Annotated in this window: 9 protein-coding genes; 6 read left to right on the top strand and 3 right to left on the bottom strand. The window is 72.7% G+C overall.

From position 1 onward, the window contains the following. The first annotated feature begins 37 nt into the window (after positions 1-37). Both ADK60_RS05855 and ADK60_RS05850 read left to right on the top strand, forming a co-directional pair. Positions 38-700, top strand: coding sequence for a TetR/AcrR family transcriptional regulator (locus ADK60_RS05855; protein ID WP_045938390.1), 663 nt, complete (start codon positions 38-40; stop codon positions 698-700). A 136-nt stretch (positions 701-836) separates the two neighbouring features. Next, positions 837-1379, top strand: coding sequence for a DUF4188 domain-containing protein (locus ADK60_RS05850; protein WP_053643804.1), 543 nt, complete (start codon positions 837-839; stop codon positions 1377-1379). Between the two features lie 66 nt (positions 1380-1445). Here the strand turns inward: ADK60_RS05850 and ADK60_RS05845 are convergent, their stop codons facing one another. Further along, complete coding sequence (locus ADK60_RS05845; protein ID WP_053643802.1) at positions 1446-2306, bottom strand: SCO6745 family protein; 861 nt, start codon at positions 2304-2306, stop codon at positions 1446-1448. 284 nt (positions 2307-2590) lie between these two features. Here ADK60_RS05845 and rpe point away from each other — a divergent pair, with 284 nt between their 5' ends. After that, complete coding sequence (gene rpe, locus ADK60_RS05840; RefSeq protein ID WP_053643800.1) at positions 2591-3274, top strand: ribulose-phosphate 3-epimerase; 684 nt, start codon at positions 2591-2593, stop codon at positions 3272-3274. Between the two features lie 81 nt (positions 3275-3355). On the opposite strand, the gene ADK60_RS47475 is transcribed toward rpe, so the two are convergent. Then, positions 3356-9694, bottom strand: a complete 6339-nt coding sequence (locus ADK60_RS47475) for an RHS repeat-associated core domain-containing protein (protein WP_053643798.1) — start codon at positions 9692-9694, stop codon at positions 3356-3358. 623 nt (positions 9695-10317) lie between these two features. Here ADK60_RS47475 and ADK60_RS05825 point away from each other — a divergent pair. The 3 genes from ADK60_RS05825 to ADK60_RS05815 all read left to right on the top strand — a co-directional run bounded on the left by ADK60_RS05825 (position 10318) and on the right by ADK60_RS05815 (position 19002). Then, entirely contained in the window at positions 10318-15117 is a 4800-nt protein-coding gene (locus ADK60_RS05825) for an FG-GAP-like repeat-containing protein (protein ID WP_053643794.1), read from the top strand. Positions 15118-15329: 212 nt separating this feature from the next. Beyond that, entirely contained in the window at positions 15330-17966 is a 2637-nt protein-coding gene (locus ADK60_RS05820) for a tetratricopeptide repeat protein (RefSeq protein WP_053643792.1), read from the top strand. A gap of 52 nt (positions 17967-18018) precedes the next feature. Then, entirely contained in the window at positions 18019-19002 is a 984-nt protein-coding gene (locus ADK60_RS05815; RefSeq protein WP_053643790.1) for a Gfo/Idh/MocA family protein, read from the top strand. Here ADK60_RS05815 and ADK60_RS05810 read toward each other — a convergent pair. Next, positions 18978-19310: a hypothetical protein gene (locus ADK60_RS05810; RefSeq protein ID WP_053643788.1), complete on the bottom strand. Its 333-nt coding sequence runs from the start codon at positions 19308-19310 to the stop codon at positions 18978-18980. The genes ADK60_RS05815 and ADK60_RS05810 overlap by 25 nt on opposite strands. Between the last annotated feature and the right edge of the window lie 131 nt (positions 19311-19441).

The following is a 19441-nucleotide window of genomic DNA, read 5'->3' as shown; positions in this document are numbered from 1 at the left end:
CTGCTGCGCCCGCCGGTGGTGTGATAGCACTGCCCGCATGACGGAGAGGCCCGCGGGGCGCGGGAGTTACCACCACGGGGCGCTGCCCGAGGCGCTGGTCGGGGTGGCGTTCGAGCTGCTGGACGAGGTGGGGCAGGAGCAGGTCACCATGCGGGAGGTGGCCCGGCGGGCGGGGGTGTCGGCGGGGGCGCCGTTCCGGCACTTCGCGGACCGGCGGGCGCTGCTGACGGCGGTGGCGGACCGGGTGCTGGCGGACTTCGAGGGCTGGCAGCGGGCCGAGGTCGCGGCAGCGACGGGGGCGGAGCAGGCGGCAGGGGGGTCGGAGCAGGCGGCCGCCGGCGGTGCGGGGGACCGGCGGGCGGTGCTGCGGGCGCTCGGGCTGGGCTTCGTCCGGTACGCCGTCCGGCATCCGCACCGGTTCGCGCTGGTGCGCTCGCGGGTGTTCGCGCCGGCCCCGCAGCCGGAGCTGCGGGAGCGGTTGTCCGGGATCGACCGCGCGTACACCGAGGTGATCGTCGCCGACCAGGCGGCGGGCCTGCTGCGGCCCGGTGATCCGGAGCTGGTGGGGTTCGCGGGGCAGGCGCTGGTGTACGGGCTGGCGCAGATGATCCTGGACGGGTACCTGCCGGCCGAGAAGGCGGAGGAGGTGGCCGCGCAGGTGCTCGACACCTTCGGCCGGGGGATCGCCAACCCCCGTTGACGGGGCGGAACTTCGCTTGCGCGCAGGGTTGACCGGGTCGGTGCGCGCTGATGTAATCACCGCTTACATCGACCTCTACCCGCGAGTAGCCCAAGGGGCGGGAGGGTCGGAAGAGCCGACAGGGCTGGGGGTAGACGTGTTCGCGAAACCGACTCCGGGCTTCACCACCGCGGCCGCCACCGGGGAGACCGTCGTCCTGCTCATCGGGATGCGGATCAACCGGTTCTGGGCCGTGCACCAGTGGCTGCCGATGCTGCTGGCGATGTTCCGGATGCTGCGCGAGCTGGGCCGGCAACCGGAACGCGGCCTGCGCGGGAAGGTCCTGCTGACCGCCTCGCCGCGCACCTACTACGCCGTCCAGTACTGGGAGTCCGAGGAGAAGCTCTACGCGTACGCGACCGCGCCGGACGCCTTCCACCACCGGGTCTGGAAGATCGCCAACAACAGGCTCAAGAAGGGCAGCATGCGCGGGCACGTCGGCCTCTGGCACGAGGCGTACATCGTGCCGGAGGGCGGCTACGAGTCCGTGTACTTCGACATGCCGCCGTTCGGACTCGCGGGCGCGAGCGGGGTGCTGCCGGTGGAGGACCGGGGGCGCAGCGCCCGGCAGCGGCTGGCCTTCCGCTCGGACCCGGAAGAGGCGGGGCCCGGCACGACCCCGGCGGACACCTCGGAGTGAACGACGGCGGCCCCCGCGGACTCCCTCCGCGGGGGCCGCCACCGGTCGGGCGGTGGTGCGTACGGCTCAGGCGGTGGTGGTCGCCGGGAGGCCGATCGGGTTGATCGGCGGCAGTGCGCCGCGACAGAGTGCCGAGATCGGCTTGAGCGCCGCGGCGAGCCGGTCGAGCTCGGCCCGCGGGTGGTGCTCCCAGACCCGGGCGGCGGCGAGGTCGGTGGCGGCCTCCAGGGCCTGGTGCCGGATCCGGCCGCACTCGGTGATGGTGCCGTGCTCGGTGATCCAGCCGCGCTCGACCAGCCGGGCCGCCGCCGCGTCCCACTCCGCGTCGGTCCAGCCGCGCACCGGCTGCAGCGCCTCGCGGCGCACGTCCAGGGCGCAGCGCACCACCAGCGCCTCGCAGCCGTCCAGGCCGGCGGCGACCAGGGCGGCGACGTGGCCGTCACCCCGGTGCTCGCGCATCACCGTGGCGGCCTGCCAGAGCCGCCCGTGCGGGTCGGACGGGCTGGGGAGGGCGGCGTTGGCGGCGGCCAGCACCCGGCCGGCGCAGTCCAGCCGGGTGACCGCGTCCGCCAGCAGGTCCGCCGCCAGCTCGATCTGCGCCGGGTCGACGTGCTCCAGCAGCCGCCTCAGGGCCGCCGAGGCGCCGCCGATCCGGGCGGCGAGCGCGGCCTCCGGGGCGGCCAGCTTCCAGATCGCCGGGAGGGCGCGCTCGATCGGGGCGGGTGCGAAGTTGAAGAACGCGGCGATCACCGGCGGGGCGTCCACCGCGCCGAGCGGGGCGGCCCGGCCGCCGAAGTAGCTGCGGGCGACGCCGCGCAGGCCGACCTCCTCGAAGGCGGCGAGGCCCTCGGGGGTGAAGTAGGTGACGGCGTGCACGGGTTCGAAGAGCCACCACAGGGCGCGGGCGGGGTGGACCAGATCGGCCAACGGAGGACCTTCCTCGAAGGGGCGCGGGGAGCGCGAGGGGGAGGGATGCGGTGTCGTACAGGCCTGATGACCACGGTGGCGGTCACGATAACCCTGCCCCCGGTGTGATGACGGTCACGGGGAGGTCTCACTGGTGACACGCCCCCGACGGCGCGAGGGATGATGGGTGCGGGTGCGCCCCGTGCGCGCCCCGGCCCCCGGGAGCCGGGCCCGAACAGCCGGGCCCCGGAACCCCGGGACTCCGAACACCCTCGGCACGCAGGCAAGAAGAGGTAACAGGCCCCATGGCGCAGATCAACCCCAGCATCCTGTCCGCGGACTTCGCCCGCCTCGCCCAGGAGGCCGAGGCCGTGCGGGGCTCGGACTGGCTGCACGTCGATGTGATGGACAACCACTTCGTGCCGAACCTGACCCTCGGCGTCCCGATCGTCGAATCGCTCGCCCGGGCCACCGACATCCCGCTCGACTGCCACCTCATGATCGAGGACCCGGACCGCTGGGCGCCCCAGTACGTCGAGGCGGGCGCCGGCTCGGTCACCTTCCACGCCGAGGCCGCCGCCGCCCCCGTCCGGCTCGCCCGCGAGATCCGCGCCAAGGGCGCCCGGGCGTCGATGGCGCTCAAGCCGGCCACGCCGATCGAGCCCTACGAGGACCTGCTGCCGGAACTCGACATGCTGCTGATCATGACCGTCGAGCCCGGCTTCGGCGGCCAGGCGTTCCTGGACATCATGCTGCCGAAGATCCGCCGGACCAGGGAGCTCATCAACAAGCACGGCCTCGAGCTGTGGCTCCAGGTCGACGGCGGGGTGTCGGCGAGCACCATCGAGCGCTGCGCCGAGGCGGGCGCGGACGTCTTCGTCGCCGGTTCCGCGGTGTACGGGGCGCAGGACCCGGCCGAGGCGGTCGCCAAGCTGCGCACCCTCGCCGAGGGCGCCACCGCCGGCGCCGGGTGGGCCTGCGCGCACTGAGGCCGCTGCCGGACCGGACGGGAGCGGTCCGGGGGCGTGCCCGCTGTGGCACGCCCCCGGACCTGCGGACTCCCGGGGGAGTCAGGACCCCGGGAGGTGCGGCGTCGACCAGGAGTCGTTCGGGACCTTCCACTTGAGGTCGCGTCCGTCGACCCCGGGGATCCACTTCGTCCACCCCTGGGTGGCTATGACGCCGAGGCCGGAGGCCTTGTCGGTCCCGATCATCCGGGGCGGCTGGCCGGTCCGGTACTGGATGGCTTCCACGTGCGGGAAGTCGTCGCCCTTGATCTTCACGGAGATGCCCTCGTCGAAGCCGCAGTTGTTCTTCGGCGCGCGCAGTTCGACGTCGTAGTTGATCGACGCCCACTTGAGTACCGGTAGGTTCGCGATGGAGCCGATCAGCCCCTTGACGGTGGCTTTGAAGCCGTCGCCGGTCGACTTCACGTTCTGCAAGTCGTTTCCGTCGCCTTCCCCGTGCGCTCCCCACTCCTTCTGCACGATGATCGGACCGCTGCCGGGAGCTGCCACCGGAGTCGAATGGGTCGGGGCCGCGTCCATGACCACCTCACCGGTGTCGGTGTCCCAGGCCAGGACGATGCGGTAGGGCGCGTCGCCGTCGGTGGTGAACCCCCGGCCGTCCCCGGCCATCATGGGGGCCGGGTTCTTGGCCGCGATGAAGAAGCGCACGACGATGATGCCGTTCCCCGGACGGACCGGGGCGGTCCTCCTGATCTTCGTGTGGCCGGGCTGCTGGGGCTCCGTGAAGAGCTTCTTGACCTCCGCGTAGTCCTGGTCGATCACCAGGAGGCCGACGGCCAGCGCGATCCCCCCGAGCACCGGGATGAGCCCGCCCGCCAGCCCGCCCGCCAGTTGGCCCGTCGGGTCGGACGCGCTCGCCGGTGCGTTGTTCGCGTAGGCGTAGCCGTTCATCTGCTGGGGGTCGCTCAGGTCCATGACGGGGTCGACGCTGATGAAGCGGCCGAGCGCCGGATCGTACTCGCGGGCCCCGATGTGGGTGAGCCCGGTGCCGTCCTGCGGTTTGCCGAGGAAGCCCTTGTCGTCCGGCCAGTTGCCGGCCGCGGCGCCCTGCGGGGGCTGAGCGCCCCGGGGTGCCCCGAACGGTGTCTGCTTGCGCCGGGTGACCTGCTGGCCGGCGCCGTCGATGCTGGTCGTGGCCGTCCCGTGCTGGTCCGCGCTCTGGAAGGTGACGACGGTGCCGCCGGTCGTGGTGGCGGTGCGGACGGCGACCACGACGCCGTCGTGGGTGTAGCTGCGCGTCCCGAGGACCTGGACCGAGACCTTGTCCCAGGTCAGCTCCGTCTCGCCCAGGTAGAGGGTGACGAGGCCGGCGTCCTTGCGGAGCAGGCGGTTGCCGTCGGCGTCGTACACGTAGGTCGAGCCGCCGCTGCCGCCCGTGGGGCCGTTCGCGGCGAGGCGCCCCTGGTCGTTCCAGGCGAGGGTCTGGTCGAACACGTTGCCCGGTCCCGTGGCCGCCCGGCGCCGGAGGTTGCCCGTGGCGTCGTAGGCGTAGGTCTCGGTCCTGGTCCCGCCGGGGCCGGTCTCGCTCACCCCGGTGGTGCGGTGGCCGGTGTTGCTGTAGCCGCGCACGGTGCTGCCGGCGCCGGCCAGTCCGTGCCGGGTCTCGGCGCTGCGGTTGCCGGAGGCGTCGTAGGCGTAGCTGGTCCAGTAGGCGTCCGGGCCGCCGACGTTCGCCGCCGGGCCCGTGGTGGTCGGCGGTGCGGCGCACTGGTCGGTCGCCGTCCAGGACTCCGTCGTCCGGCGCAGGGCGTCGTAGGCGAAGCACTGGGTGTCGGTCTGCGCGGCGCCGGCGCCTGCCCGCTGCTGCTCGCCGATCGCGGTGACGTTGCCCGCGGGATCGTAGGTGTAGTGGGTGTCGGTGAGGTCGACCGGCGCGGTGTCGCGCTTGACGCTGACGTCGGTCAGCCGGCCGGTGTGCAGGTCGTGGCCGAGGCGCTGGTAGACGCGCTTGCCGGGGATCGAGGAGTCGACGCCGCTGATCCGGCCGTAGTTGTCGTAGGTCGTGTTCTGGACGTACGGCACGAGGCCGGCGGTCGTCAGCGGCAGGCCGAGGAGGTTGTCGTAGGTGTGGCCGACGGTCTCCGCGCCGAAGCCGCCGGCCGCGGGGAGGTCGGTGCCTTCGAGCTTGCCGGTCTGCTGGTTGTAGGAGTACTTCCAGGTGTAGGTGCCGGCCAGTCGCTGTTCGGCGGCGGGGACGGTGACGGTCCGGCCGGTCGGCTGGCCGCGGTCGTCGTACCCCGTGACCGCGGTGGTGTAGGCCTGGCCGTTCTCGAAGCTGGTGGACGAGGTCAGCTGTCCCTTGGCGACCGTGTCGAACACCCAACTGGACCGCAGGGTGCCGCCGTTGCGGACGGCGGTGGTCCGCCCGAGGGCGTCGTACTCGGTGGTCAGGGTGTCGCCCCGGGCGTCGGTCGCGGTGACCGGGCGGTCGAGGGCGTCGTAGGTGAGGGCCAGCGCGCCCTTGTCGGGGTCGACGGTCGTGGTCTTCCGTCCCCGGACGTCGTAGGCGTACGTCCACACGCTGCCGCCGGGGGCGGTGACCTTGGTGAGCAGGCCGCGGTCGCCGTACTCGTAGCCGGTCGTCGCCCAGGCCGTCCGGGCCGCGTCGGTGTACTCGCGCAGTTCCGTGGTGTTGCCGCGGACGTCCGTCAGCTTCGTGGTGGCGGTGCCGCCGTTCGGGGGGAGGACGGTGGTGCGGTCGCCGCCGTACAGGGTGGTGGTGCGGGTCTTCTCCTGGTTGAGGTACTTGGAGACGACCGCGGTCGGGCGGCCCACCCCGTCGTACTCGGTGACCTGCTGGTTCACCACGCCGTACGGGTCGCCGGAGACGAGTCCCGGTTCCGGCGCACCGGTCGTGTAGTACGGCTTGAACTCGATCGGCGTCCAGCCGTGCGTGTCGTAGAACTTCTCCGTGATCAGCCGGCCCCCGGGGGTGGGCTCCTGGGTCTGGCGTTCGCGGAGCAGCGAGTCGTAGACCGTGTGGCTCGTCCGGTACGCCCCGTTGGGCAGGAGGTTCTTCGAGGTGACGACCGAGGGGCCGGTCCGGGTGATGTCGTAGGTGAACTGGACGCTGGGGTACGACTGGTGCTCGGCCTTGCTCCAGCCCGCGGCCCAGCCCCGGACCAGGCGGCCGAGGGCGTCGTACACCGAATCGGTCCGCTTGCCGTTGGCGTCGACGGTTGCGGTGGTGAGTGCGCGGCGCGGGTCGAACTCGCTGGTGACGGTGTGGCCGAGGGGGTTGGTGACCACGCTCCTCGCCACGGGTTCGCCCTGCGCGGGTGTGTAGGCGGTGGTCGTGGTGGCGCCGACGGCGTTGGCCATGGACGTCGCGCGACCGTAGAGGTCGTATCCGACGGTCGTGACCGGGGCGTAGCCGGAGCCGTCGCCCTTGATCTGCTCGGTCGTGGTGAGGAGCCCGCGGGTCGGTGCCGTGCCCGGCGCGCCGCCGTCGTAGCCGCTCCGGTTGTCGGCGACCACCTCGCGCGGCCTGGCCGGGGTGTTCGCGCACCCGGTGGCGACGGTTTCCACCCGGGACGGGAGGTCGAGCAGGTTCGCCGCGGTGTTGCGGGCGTACTCGGTGCGGGTGCAGCGGTCGTCGGTGGGGACGGCGAGGTCGCCGGAGTCGTCGACCGCGGTGACCATGCCGTAGGCGTCGTAGGTCGTCGCGGTCGAGTTCCGGCGCCAGGTGCCGCCGTCGAGGAGGACGCGGGTGGTGGTGCGGGCGGTGCCGGAGTAGCGGGCGGTGAGGTCGGGGAGGCCGGGGCGGGTGCGGGTGGCGGTGGGGTCGGACTGCCAGGGGGTGTGGGTGGTGGCGCTGACGAGGGGGCCGCCGTCGCCGAGGTAGCTGCGGGTTTCGCGGGCCGTGCCCTGGAAGGCGGTGTCGTCGTCGACGGTGTTGCCTTCGGAGTCGGGGACCTTGGCGCCGGGGATGCCGCGCAGGTAGACGGTCTCGGCGAGGGTGCGTCGGTCGTTGCCGGCGCCGGTGCGGGTCTGGACGGTGCCGTAGCCGCGGTACTCGGACCAGGTGCGGTGTTCGGGCTTGCTGAGTTCGTCGGTGGACTTCGCCCAGGCGGGTCCGTCGAGGTAGGTGTAGTCGGTGACCTTGGCCGGGGCGCCGCCGGTGTTGTCCTCCTCGCGGACCTGGGTGACCACGTACTTGTGGAACCAGTCGAGGGTGGGCTTGGTGTCGGAGGGTTTCTGCCAGAAGACCGGGTAGCAGCGGCGGTTGTTGGTCGCGGGGGCGGGGAGGTCGGTGGTGGTGCAGTCCTGTGGGGAGTAGACGGCGGCGACGGTGGCGCCGGTCTCGGTGGTGATGCTGTTGATGCGGCGGCGCAGGAAGGGGGGTGCGCCGTCGCCGGTGCCGTCGACGCGGTTGGGGAGCTGGATGCCGTTGAAGGTGACCGGGGGGAGGGTGATCGGGTTTCCGGTGCCGGCGGTGCCGGTGCGGGTGACGGCCTCCAGCCAGAGGGGGAACTCCTTGGCGGTGTCCCCGGTGGGCGGGAAGGTCTGGGTGAGGGTCCAGGTGTCGACGTCCTTGTAGCCGCCGCTCACCAGGACCTTGGTGGTGATGCCGGTGAGGCGTTTGCGGGTCCAGAAGGAGGGTGAGAACTGTCCCTTGCACTCCTTGCCGTCGGCGCAGTCGAGGTCGAAGGGGACGTCCGGCCACCAGCGGGTGGTGTCCTTGGCGGGGTCGGGGTCGGTCTTCAGCTCCCCGGGGGCGCAGGTGATCCTGGCCGTCGCGTCGGGTACGCAGCGTTCGGAGACGGTGAAGTCGACCCGGGCGGCGGGGGTGGCGTACACGGCGTCGGCGCGCAGGCCGTACTCCGTCCGCAGCGGGTGGCCGCCGCGGATGTAGGGGGTGGCGGTGGAGGCGCCGGTGGTGAGGTTGCCGTTGCGGCCGTAGTTGTTGGTCTCCTTGGCGTAGTAGACCGCCATGGCGTTGCCGCGCGGGTCGACGACGTGGTCGAGGTTCCAGCGCCAGCCCTGCTGGCACCAGGAGGCGGCGTGGTTGCCGGGCTTGTTGCAGTCCTCGCCGGGGTTGTTGCCGTAGACGGGGACGGTCCAGGCCGAGTTGGTCTCGTCCTTGCCGGTGGTCCAGCCGGGGAGTCGGTTGAGGCCGAAGTAGTACTGGATGCCCTTGGCGTCGGTGACCTTCCAGTACTCGCCGTCGTTGTCGCCGTTCACGGCGCCGGTGAGCCTCTCCACCTTGGCGGCGGTGTCGTTGACGGGGTGCCAGGTGCCGTCGGCGCCGCGGACGAGTTCGGCGGTGGTGCCGTTGAGGGAGAGGGTGGCGTTGTCGGTGTACCAGCAGAGGTCGCCGCTCTTGGTGGTGTTGGTGGCGTTGCCGCCCATGTCGTCGGAGCAGGTGCGGTAGCGGCGTTCGATGAAGTTCTCGGCGAAGGACCAGCCGTCGCCGACCCAGTTGGACTGGTTGTTGCTGACGGAGGTGCGGCCGTCGACGGCCTGCGAGGAGTAGGTCAGCGCGAGGTCGGGCCGCGGGCCGCCGAACACGTCGGGGGTGGGGACGGGGTACGTCCAGGCGAACCCGCCCGCCGAACTGCCGCCGGTCCACGAGCCCGAGGGCGCGAGGCCGGTGGCCTTGAAGTCGCCGCTCGCGCCTGCGGCCTGCGGTTCGGCCGCCAGCACCGTCGGTCCGGCCGCTCCGAGTGACGGTGCCGCGGATACGTCCGCTCCGAGTGACGGTGTCGCGGATGCGGATGCGTCGGCCCGGGTGCCGGGCAGGTGCGCGGTCACGGTCTCGGCCCCGGCGTCGTTCACCGAGGCGAGGTCGGTGCGGACCTGGCAGGCCGGGACCTCGGGGGTGGTCAGTACGCAGGCGGGGAGTTGCACCAGCCGCAGCCGGGAACCCCAGCCCGCGCCGGTCTTCCCGGCGACCGACCGGTAGTCGACCCGCACCGAGAGCGGACTGTCGCCGAGCGCGCCGGTGTCCACCGTGAGGAGCAGCCCGTTGATCCCGGCGGCGCGCGCCTTCCCGGCGTCCAGCACCTTCACCCTCGCCGTGACCCGCACCGAGGGGTTCGTCCGCCCGTCGGCCGGGTCGTCGGCCGCGTCGTCGGGTGCGCCGGGCCCGGCGTCGAGCGAGAGCTGCACGGGCAGCCGGCCGGCCGCCGCGAAGCTGCCCGGTCCGGTGGGACCGGCCGCGAAGTCGACCGTGGCCTCCGCCTCCTGGGGCCAGGCCACGGCGGGCGGTGGCGTCACGGCCTCGGTGTCCGCCGGCAGGGGCTTCGGCGCGACCGGCCGCACCCGGACCGGAGCCGCGGCCGGACCGACCGGGCCGGGCGGTGACGACTTCGCGGCGAACGCCGCCGTCGGGCCGAGCAGCCCCGCGAGCAGCAGCCCGGCCAGCCCTGAGGCGGTCACCAGCCGCAGGGGTCCTCTTCCCCTGCGCGGTAACGGCATTGGAGTGCGGTTTTCCCTGAACGCGAATGCCACGGCGGTTCCCCCGTCCCGGTCATGCCCCGCCCCCGCGTGACACATCGATGTGGGACCGTACGAACGGAGCACTCGAAGATCAGCAATGCACCGACAATTCTCGCCGGGTCCGGCGCTGCGTCAATTGGGCGTAAAGAAGCGGGTGTTGGGTTGCCCGGGCGACGGTGTGGCCTGCGTCACGCCGGAGGGTGCCGCTTTGTCGGCGTCTGCGGCACTGCATCCGGAGCGATACGAACGGTGCGTTATGCAGCACTTGTGTGCGGGCCAATGGGGGCGAAGGGTGCATCCGGGCCGCCCGTCGACCGGTGCCGGATCCGGAGGGTCTCCGACCGCTCTTCCGGTGTGACCCTCGTCACATCACGGCTCGGTGCTCGTGCGCGCTAGTCTCCGAACTCCCGCAGCGCCCAAGGCTCTTCACGCAGTCGCGCGCGGGGACCGGGGCGCGCATGGCCCGCACCCTGGAGGTCGCCTTGACCGCCCGTACCCCGCGCAAGGAGCGAATGCGCCACCGGTGGAGGCCGGTTGCCGTTGCCGCCGCAGTAGCCGTGGTGATGGCCATTCCGGTCCACCTGCCGGCGGCCGCCGCCGCGCCGGCGCCGGACCGGACGGCCTCGCCCGCGCCGGCCGCCGCCGGAGCCCCGAACGACCCGGAGGTGAGGGCCACCCGCGCCGAGGCGTCGGCGGAGGCCCGGCGCACCGGCCGCAGGATCGAGGTCGGTTCGGCCCGGACCGAGTACACCCAGGTGTTCGCGAACCCCTCGGGCACCTTCACCGTCGAACAGGCCTTCCAGCCGCAGCGGGTGAAGGTCGACGGCAAGTGGACCGCGATCGACCCGACACTCGGGTTCGCCCCGGACGGAAGCGTCCGGCCCGCCGCCACTCCGCTCGGCATGCGCTTCTCCGGCGGCAGACCCGGGCAGGCGCTCGCCGAGTTGAACCGTGCGGGGCACGGGCTGGCGTTCTCCTGGGACGTCCCGCTGCCCGTCCCGACCCTCGCGGGTCCGGTGGCGACCTACGCGAACGTGCTCCCGGACGTGGACCTGGTCGTCACCGCGCACGCCGAGGAGTTCTCCGAGGTCCTGGTCGTCAGGACCCCGGAGGCGGCCCGGAACCCGAAACTCGCTCAACTGACCTTCACCACCAGGGGAACCGGCGTCACGGTGCGCGCGGAGGCCGACGGCACGCTCCGGGCCGCGGACTCCACCGGCAAGGAGTTCTTCACCGGGTCCCAGCCGCTCATGTGGGACTCCAGGGCGGACGCCGGGGCGAAGCACTCCGCGGCGTCCGAGGCCGCGCCGGACGCCGCGCCCGAAGCCGCGCCGGACGCAGGGGCGGAGGGCGTGCCGGGAACCCGGCCCTCGGACGCGCCCCGGGAGGCCCGCCCGATGGCGGCCGCCGTCTCCGGCGCGGGCGACGCGGCCACGCTCACGATCACCCCCGAGCAGTCGCTGCTCACCTCGCCGGACACGGTGTTCCCGGTCGTGATCGACCCGACCTTCCCCGGCCGGCTGCAGAACTGGACGACCGCGTACAAGCCCACGCCCAACACCGGGTACTGGAACGGCGCGGGCTTCAACGAGGGTGACGGCAACAGCTGGACGAGCGTCGCCCGGGTCGGCCACGAGACCGACACCAACGGCACCGCCCGCTCCTTCTTCGAGCTGGACACCACGAACCTGTGGGACGCCGGCATCATCAGATCGACGTTCCGGTTGAGGGCCACCCACAGCTGGTCCTGCACCGCGAAGCCGATCACGCTCTACGACACCCCCAAGATCAGCCCGTCCACCAACTGGAACAACTCGGCCGGCTGGTGGGGCTATCCGGTGTCCACCGCGAAGACCGGCGCGGGCGGCGGCGCCGACTGCCCGGGCGGTGACGTCGAGTGGGACACCACGGGACCGGCCCGGCTCGCCGCCGGCAACCACTGGTACAACTGGTCGCTCGGCCTGCGCGCGAACGACGAGAGCACCGCCTACTCGTGGACGAAGTTCCAGGCCTCCAGTGCCATCCTGTCCACGGAGGCGAACTACCCGCCGGAGACGCCGGACTGGCTGTCCACGGACCCCGGGACCAGCTGCGACGGCTCCGTCGTCCTCGGCGACGCCCCGGCGGTCCGGCTGCGCGCCCGCGGCCAGGACCGCGACGGCGGCACCGTCAAGCTGTACTTCCGGCTCTACCCGACCGGCGGCCCGGCCCGGGACGCCGGGATGGTGGCGGTCTCGGCCGGGAACGTCGGGACGCTCGACGTACGGACCCAGGACCTGCCCACCGGTGAGTACACCTGGGACGTGGTGGCGTTCGACGACTCGGCCTGGTCCGGGTGGTCCCCGGCTTGCCGCTTCACCATCGACCGCTCCAGGCCCTCCAAGCCGCCGGTGGTGACCTCCACCGCCTACGTCCCCGACCCGGAGCGGACGGGGCCCGCCCGCGGCACCGGACCGTTCGACTTCGCCGCCAACGGGGTGAACGACGTCGCCCGGTACGAGTACTGGACGGAGTGGGACCCCGACCACCGGGCGGTCGACGCCCCGTGTGCGGGCTGCAACCGCGGCATCAGCCTCCGGATCCCGAACCCGGGACCGCACACCCTGTCCGTCCGCAGCAAGGACCGGGCGGGCAACTACTCGGACGTCGCGACCTACGACTTCTGGGCCAGGGGCAGCGGCGCGGTCGACGCGCCGGGCGACCTCGACGGCGACGGAAAGGTGGACGTCCTCACCACGGACCCGGACGGCCGGCTGCTGTTCTACCCGGGCACCGGCACCGGCCTCGGCACACCCGCCCGCGCCTCCCGGTACACCGACACCCTCCCCAACAACGCCACCGCCTGGAAGGGCAACCTCGTCACCAGCCGGGGCGACTGGAACAGCGACGGCTACGCCGACGCCCTCGTGCGCCGCACCGACCCGACCACGGGCACGGTGGAGATGTACCTGCACCCCGGTCTCGGTGACGGGCGGGTCTGCGTGGACAAGGAGTGCTCCGGCTACCAGCGGATGCCCGTCCGCGACGACGCGAACCGCGCCCGGATCACGGCCGCCACCGACCTGCTGGCCGTCGACAACGCCACCGGCGACGACACCGGCCTCGGCTCCGGCTACCCGGACCTGCTCGTGCTCTCCGGCGGGGAGCTGTGGCTCTACCAGGGCGACGGCTCGGGCGCCTTGGATGCCGCGGGCCGGAGCCCGGTGCTGCTCGGTTCGGGCTGGACCGACACCACCCTCAGCACACCGGGCGACCTGACCGGCGACGGCCGGCCGGAGGTGTGGGCGCGGAACGGGACCACCGGAGCGCTCACCCAGTACTCGCTCACCACCGCGGGCAGCGCCCTGGTGCTCGGCCCCGGCAGCGCCGTCGGCGGCACCTTCCGGACGGCCGCCCAGCCGCTGCTGGGCAGCGGCGGCGACCTCACCGGCGACGGCAAGCCGGACCTGTGGGCCCGCGGCGCCGACAAGCACATGTCCCTGTACGCCGGTACCGGCACGGGCCCCGGCGGCGGATTCGGCGCCGCCGTGCCGCTCGCCGACAGCGTCAGCCTGTGGACCGACTGCCAGAGCTTCTCCGGCCTGAGCGTCTGCGGACCGATCCTCGACAAGTACCTCGCCCTCGGCGGACCGACCGGGCCGCTGCGCAACCCGGTGACCGGCACCACCGTCACCCCCGACGGGATCGGCCGCTACGTGCACTTCCGGTCCGGCGCGGCCGAGGGCGGCGGCTCGGCCGGCTCCGTCTACTGGTCGCCCGACACCGGCGCCCACTTCGTGAACGGCAACATCCGCAACAAGTGGGCCGAACTCGGCTGGGAGCAGGGCTACCTGGGATACCCCACCACCGACGAGCTCAACATCGGCGGCCTGGACACCTCGTGGATCTCCACCTTCGCCGGCGCCCCCGGGGCGACGCCCGGCGCGATCACCTTCACCGGCTCGGCGGGCACCCACGAGATGCACGGCGCCATCTACCAGCGCTACCTCGCCCTCGGCGGGCACAACGTCGTCGGATTCCCGACGACGGACGAGACACCCACCCCGGTCAAGCCCGGGCGCTACAACCACTTCGTGCTGCCCTCCGGCGGCACCGAGCCGTACCTGTCGATCTACTGGAGCCAGGACACCGGCGCGCACGAGGTGCACGGCGACATCCGCACCAAGTGGTCCCAACTCGGCTGGGAGAACAGCTACCTGGGCTTCCCGACCAGTGACGAGTTCACCGTCGCCGCCGGGCGCCGCTCCAGCTTCAGCGGCGGCTACATCCGCTGGAACGGCATCGCCGGCGGCTCGACCGACTACCACGGCGGGGACGAACGCCCGATGGCCCGCACCAATGTGGCGGGCGACTTCAACGGCGACGGGCGCGAGGACGTCGCGACCTTCGTCGACTACGGCACCTGCGCCATGGGCATCTGGACGTTCACCACCGGCCCCGACGGCAAACCCGCGAACCCGGTCGAGCGCAAGAGCTGGCCCAAGGACTGGTGGTGCTACGGCAGCGCCAAGTACCTGGCGGGCGACTTCAACGGCGACGGACGCGACGACCTGGCCGGCGTCTACGGCTACGGGGACGGCCGGGTGAAGATCTTCACCTGGCTCAGCCGGCCGGACGGGTCCTTCGACGAGCAGCTGGGCCGCGACGTGCCGCCCGGCAGCTGGGGCTGGAACGCGATCAAGCCGGTCACCGGTGACTTCAACGGCGACCACCGCGACGACATCGCCTTCCTGTACGACTACGGCAACTGCGACTCCGGCCTGTTCACCCTCTACGGCCAGACCAGCGGCAGCTTCGCCACCGAACTCGCGAGCTACCGCTCCGGCGCGGGCAACTGGTGCGCGTCGGCCTCGACCCTGCTGGCCGGCGACTTCGACAAGGACGGCCGCACCGACATCACCGTCATGTACAACTTCGGCAACGGCAACGCCCGGCTGCTGACCTTCCGCGCCCGCCCGGACGGCGGGTTCAACGCCGCGTCCATCGCCTGGACCGGAGGCCCGAACGACTGGTGGCCCGAACGCGCGAAGTACGCCGCCGGCGACTTCAACGGCGACGGCTACGCCGACATCGGCGCGGTCTACAGCTACCCCGACGGCCGCGTCCGGTTCTTCACCTTCACCGGCCGGCCCGACGGCACCGTCAACGGCTTCACCGGCGGCTGGGACATCCCGTCCGGCAACTGGGACTGGAACGCCCTCACCCTCACCGGAGGCAAGTACGACGGCGACAACCGCGCCGACCTGACGTTCATGTACGACTTCGGCGACACCCGCTTCAGCCTCGCCGTCGTCCCCGGCCGCCCCGACGGCACGTTCACCGGCAACCTGCCCGGCTGGGAGACCCCGCCGGGCCTCTGGTAACCGCCGCCCCGCACCACCACGTGCCGCCCGGGCGCGCGCCGCACAGCGGCGCGCGCCCGGGCGGAACGGCACCTCGTGACTCTGGCCGCATTCCCGCCGGTCAGGGAGGCTTCTTGTGTTGCCGCACCGGAAACTGACAGGATCTCAAGGCGAATGCTCCTCACGCGATGCGCATTGGAAACCCGCCCTGGCGGCGCGGAGAAGGAGGCGGGATGGCACGGGTGAACCTTCGGGCCGCGTTCATGAGCGGCCTGTCGTCCACCGTGACGGCGCAGCAGGTCTTCACCAACCGGGTGGACGAGGTGGCCGCCTTCGAGCGGTCGGTGGCGGGCCTGCGCCGGACGCTGGACGAGGCCGAGGTCTCGCCGGTGATGGATCGGGCGCAGGGACGCCGCAACGTCCTGACGCTGTACGGGGTCGGCGGCATAGGCAAGACGACGCTCTCGCACGAGCTGGAGCGCCGGCTGCTCGCCGACGCGGCGGCCGAGGGGCGCGACGATGTCGTGGCCGTACGCGTCGACCTTTCCGAGGACGGCGCATGCGACATCGAGGGCCTGCTGCTGCGCCTGCGGGCAGGGCTGGGGCAGTTGGGCAGTCGTTGGCAGGCGTTCGACCTGGCGCTCGCCGCGTACTGGGCCCGCGCGCACCCCGGAGAACCCCTGCAGGACTTCCTCGACTCCGCACCGGCGCTGCGCCGGGCCTCCCGGAGTGTCGGGCTCGGCGACCAGATCGCGGAGACGGTGCGGGACGTCGACCCCACCGGGCTCGGCGGACTGACCGGGCTCGCGCACCGCGCCGCCCTGGCCACCTACCGTGCCGTCCGGGACCGGGTTCGCGAGGGGCGGCTGCTGGCCGACTGCGAGTTGTTCGCCGAACTGGTCGAGGCCGACGCGGACTACGAGACGCTCTCCTACTTCCCCTACCTGCTGGCCTGGGACCTCGACCGCCTTCCGCACCGGGGCCGGCCGGCCCAGCGGCCCACCGTGTGCGTGTTCCTGGACACCTTCGAGGTGGTCAACGGGCGCGCCGACCGCACGGTGGAGCGCCTGATCCAGCGCTGCGCCTATCTGATGCCCAACGTCCTGTTCGTGATCACCGGCCGGAACCGGATCGACTGGGCCGACGCGGGCGCGGGCGGCGAGCTGGACTTCACCGGCCCGCAGTGCTGGCCCAACCTGCACTTCAGCAACGACACCGCGGAACCCCGCCAGCACCTCGTCGGCTACCTCTCGGACTCCGACGCCGACAGCTACCTCCGCGAGGCGCTCGTCCGGGACGGCCGACCCGCCATGCCCGCCGAGGTCCGTCGGCGCATCATCTCCGGCGGCCAGGGGCTGCCCCTGTACCTGGACCTGTCGGTGTCGCACTTCGTCGCGCTCCTCGCGCGCCACGGGCAGCCGTCGCCGGCCGACTTCGGCGGCTCGTTCACGGCGGTGGCCACCCGGTCGATCCGTGACCTGCCCCGGGAGGAACGCGACCTGGTCCGGACCGCGGCGCTCACCGACCGGGTCGGTGCCGAACTGCTGCGGGCCGGACAGCCCGGCGTCTCCGACGGCAGCGTCGCCCGGTTCCTGCGTCGGCCGTTCCTGACCCACGACGACGCCTACGAGCTGCCGTACGCCCTGCACGCGGCGCTCCGTCACGCCATCGGGGAGGCGGACCGGACCCTCCCGGACGGCTGGTCCGACCGGGACCGCAGCGAGGTCGCGGCCCGATTGCTCGCCTGGCTGGGACAGGGCCTCGGGCCGGACGCCGGGCGGATCGCCCTCGCCCAGGCGCTGGAATCCGGGCTCAAGCTCTCGGCGGTGCACGGGGTCTTCGAGGACTGGATGGCCCGTGTGGCACAGCGCCTGATCGAGGCGGGGCAGTGGTCGGAGCTGGGCGCCGGGCTCACCGTCGAAGGGACCGGGGCACCGGAGTACCGGGCCGTACTCGCCGCCGTACAGGGTGTCCAGCTGCGCCGTACGGGCCGCGCAGCGGAGGCGGTGGAGGTGCTCGGTGCCGCGGGGGAGGGTCTGCCGTCGGGCAGTCCGACCGCGCAGCTGGTGCGGATCCACCTCGCCCACGCGCTGCGCAACCACGGCGACTACACCGGGGCGGCCGAGATCTACCGTGCCCTGGCGGGGGGCGAGTTCGATGCGGCGGCCCGCTACTGGCTCTGCGACTTCGACTACCTCAACGGGCGGTTCGGAACCGCCCTGGACTCGCTGCGGGAACAGCGCAGCCGCGGGCCGGAGGACGAGGGCGAGCGGCTGCGGTTGATCGGGCACATCTGGCGGGTCAACGCGCGCTTCGACGAGGCGAGTGCGTCGTACGAGGAGGCGATCGGCCTGGCCCGGCGGGAGGGTCTGGCCGCCGCGGAGGCGAAGGCGCTGGCCAACCTGGCGCAGACCGTGTGCTGGTCCGGCGACAAGGCGGCGGTGGCTGATGCGGCGGCCCGCGCGCGGGACCTGCTCGACCTGGTGCCGAACCCGGTCGAACTGGTCAAGGCCCGCTCCGCCGAGGCGGTCGCTCACGCGGTGGCCGGTGACAGTGGGGCCGCGGTGCAGGCGATCGAGGGCACCCGGCGGCTGGCGGACGAGATCGGGTACCGAGGCGGTCACAACCTGGCCGACGTGGCCCAGGTCCTGCTCCGAGTCCTCGGTGGCGACCACGAGGGGGCCCGCCGTACCCGGGCCGAGCTGGACGCGCGAACCCGTCGGTCGGGCGGTAACACCTACTGGGTCCCGATCGTGACGAGTTGGATCGAGGGAGTCCCGACGGCGATGGAGCACGAACCGCGGGTCGAGTGGGTCGACGGTCCGGCCGTGTCGTTGGGCCGGTGGGCCGGGGTGGCCGCGCGACGATGAGGCACCGGGGCCCTGAGGCACAGGGCCGGATCGGACGAGGGGACGAGAGCTCATGGCCAACCCGGCACGCGTCGAGCCGGTAGGTGTCGAGCCGGTACGTATCGGTTTGGTGGGGGTCGGCATCATCGCCGAGACCCACCTCGCCGTCCTTGCCGAACGGCCTGACGTGCAGCTGGAGTTCACGGTCGATCCCCGAGCTGTGGCGCCCGTGGTGTTCCGGGGCCGGCCAGCGCCCCACTACGGCGACCTCGTCCGGGCGCTCGACGAGCACCGGCCGGACCTGGTGGTCCTCGCCACCCCGACGGAGACGCACGCCGAGCTGACGGAGCTGACCCTGCTCCGTTCCACGGCCCGTGTGCTGGTGGAGAAGCCGCTGGTGCATGATCGCGCTGCCCTTGAAGCGTTGCGCGACCTGGACGGCAAGGCCGATGTGCGTGGCCGCGTGTTCACCGCCCACCACTTCGCCTTCTCGCCCGAGGTGGACTGGGCGGCGGAGCTGCTCGCGGCGCACCCCGAATGGGGGCCGGTCACGACCGTCACGTCTGCCTTCTATGACCCCTACGTCCTGCGAGGAGCGGAGGCCTTCGCCTCCTACGTCTCCAGCTGGATGGACTCCGGAGTGAACCAGCTCAGCATGCTCACCCGCTTCGTGGAACTCGCCGGGCTCACCTCCGCCGAGCACATGGACGGAGGCGCGAGTGCGTGGTGCACGGTGGGCTTCAGGTCCCGGGGCGAGACCGGCTCGGCCCGCCTGCGCAGCAGTTGGCTGACCGGAGCCAGCAGCAAGGAGAGTTGTCTGCTGCTCGGCCGTTCCGGTGTCGAGGTCTGGATCGACCATACCGCCATGACCGGATTCGCCGTCAGGGAAGGCGAGTTGCTGGCGTCCTTCGGCAACGACGGCCGGACCGGACGGAAGGTTGCCCACTATCGCCCGCTCTATGCCGATCTGCTCTCCGGGCGGCCCGATCCGGTGCTCGGCTTCGATGTCGCGGCGACGATCACCGCGATCCATCAGGCAATGCCGCAGGAGCGGTAGCCGCCGTTCGGCCGGACCCTCGGAGGTGGGGTGGTCGCTCGGGGGAGGGCGAAGGCGATCATGGCGCGGTAGCGGGGGGTGTCGGTGGGGGAGAACCAGTCGCTCGGGCCGGCGCGGTCCTCCCAGGTCAGTTGAGCCTCGGTGAGGGCGTCGACGAGGTCGGTGGACTGGGAGCCGGAGGCGACGGTCTGGCCGCGGATCGCGGCGGAGCGGGCCGGCCGTCGGGTCCAGAAGGACGAAGCCCATGCTCGCCCGGGGGAACGGATCGGCCCCTCCAGCGGGGGCCGGGGCGGTGCGATTGTGGCCAAGGGGGCCGGTGGGGCACCAGGTCCGTGCCCCGGGGGTGTGGCGGAGTGGGTACGGGAGTGACCGTTGCGGGGTGGTCGCACCGGCTCTGGTCTGCGCTTTCTGACGCGGCCATGTCTCGCCGGCGGGACGG

The sequence above is a fragment of the Streptomyces sp. XY431 genome, assembly GCF_001279805.1.
GTDB lineage: Bacteria > Actinomycetota > Actinomycetes > Streptomycetales > Streptomycetaceae > Kitasatospora > Kitasatospora purpeofusca.
Note: the sequence above shows the minus strand (reverse complement) of the source record. Positions and strands in the feature narration are given on the sequence as shown.

Coding starts and splice junctions, on each gene's coding strand:
- ADK60_RS05855 (WP_045938390.1), top strand. CDS start 38: ATGACGGAGAGGCCCGCGGGGCGCGGGAGTTACCACCACGGGGCGCTG.
- rpe (WP_053643800.1), top strand. CDS start 2,591: ATGGCGCAGATCAACCCCAGCATCCTGTCCGCGGACTTCGCCCGCCTC.
- ADK60_RS05825 (WP_053643794.1), top strand. CDS start 10,318: ATGGCCATTCCGGTCCACCTGCCGGCGGCCGCCGCCGCGCCGGCGCCG.
- ADK60_RS05820 (WP_053643792.1), top strand. CDS start 15,330: ATGGCACGGGTGAACCTTCGGGCCGCGTTCATGAGCGGCCTGTCGTCC.
- ADK60_RS05815 (WP_053643790.1), top strand. CDS start 18,019: ATGGCCAACCCGGCACGCGTCGAGCCGGTAGGTGTCGAGCCGGTACGT.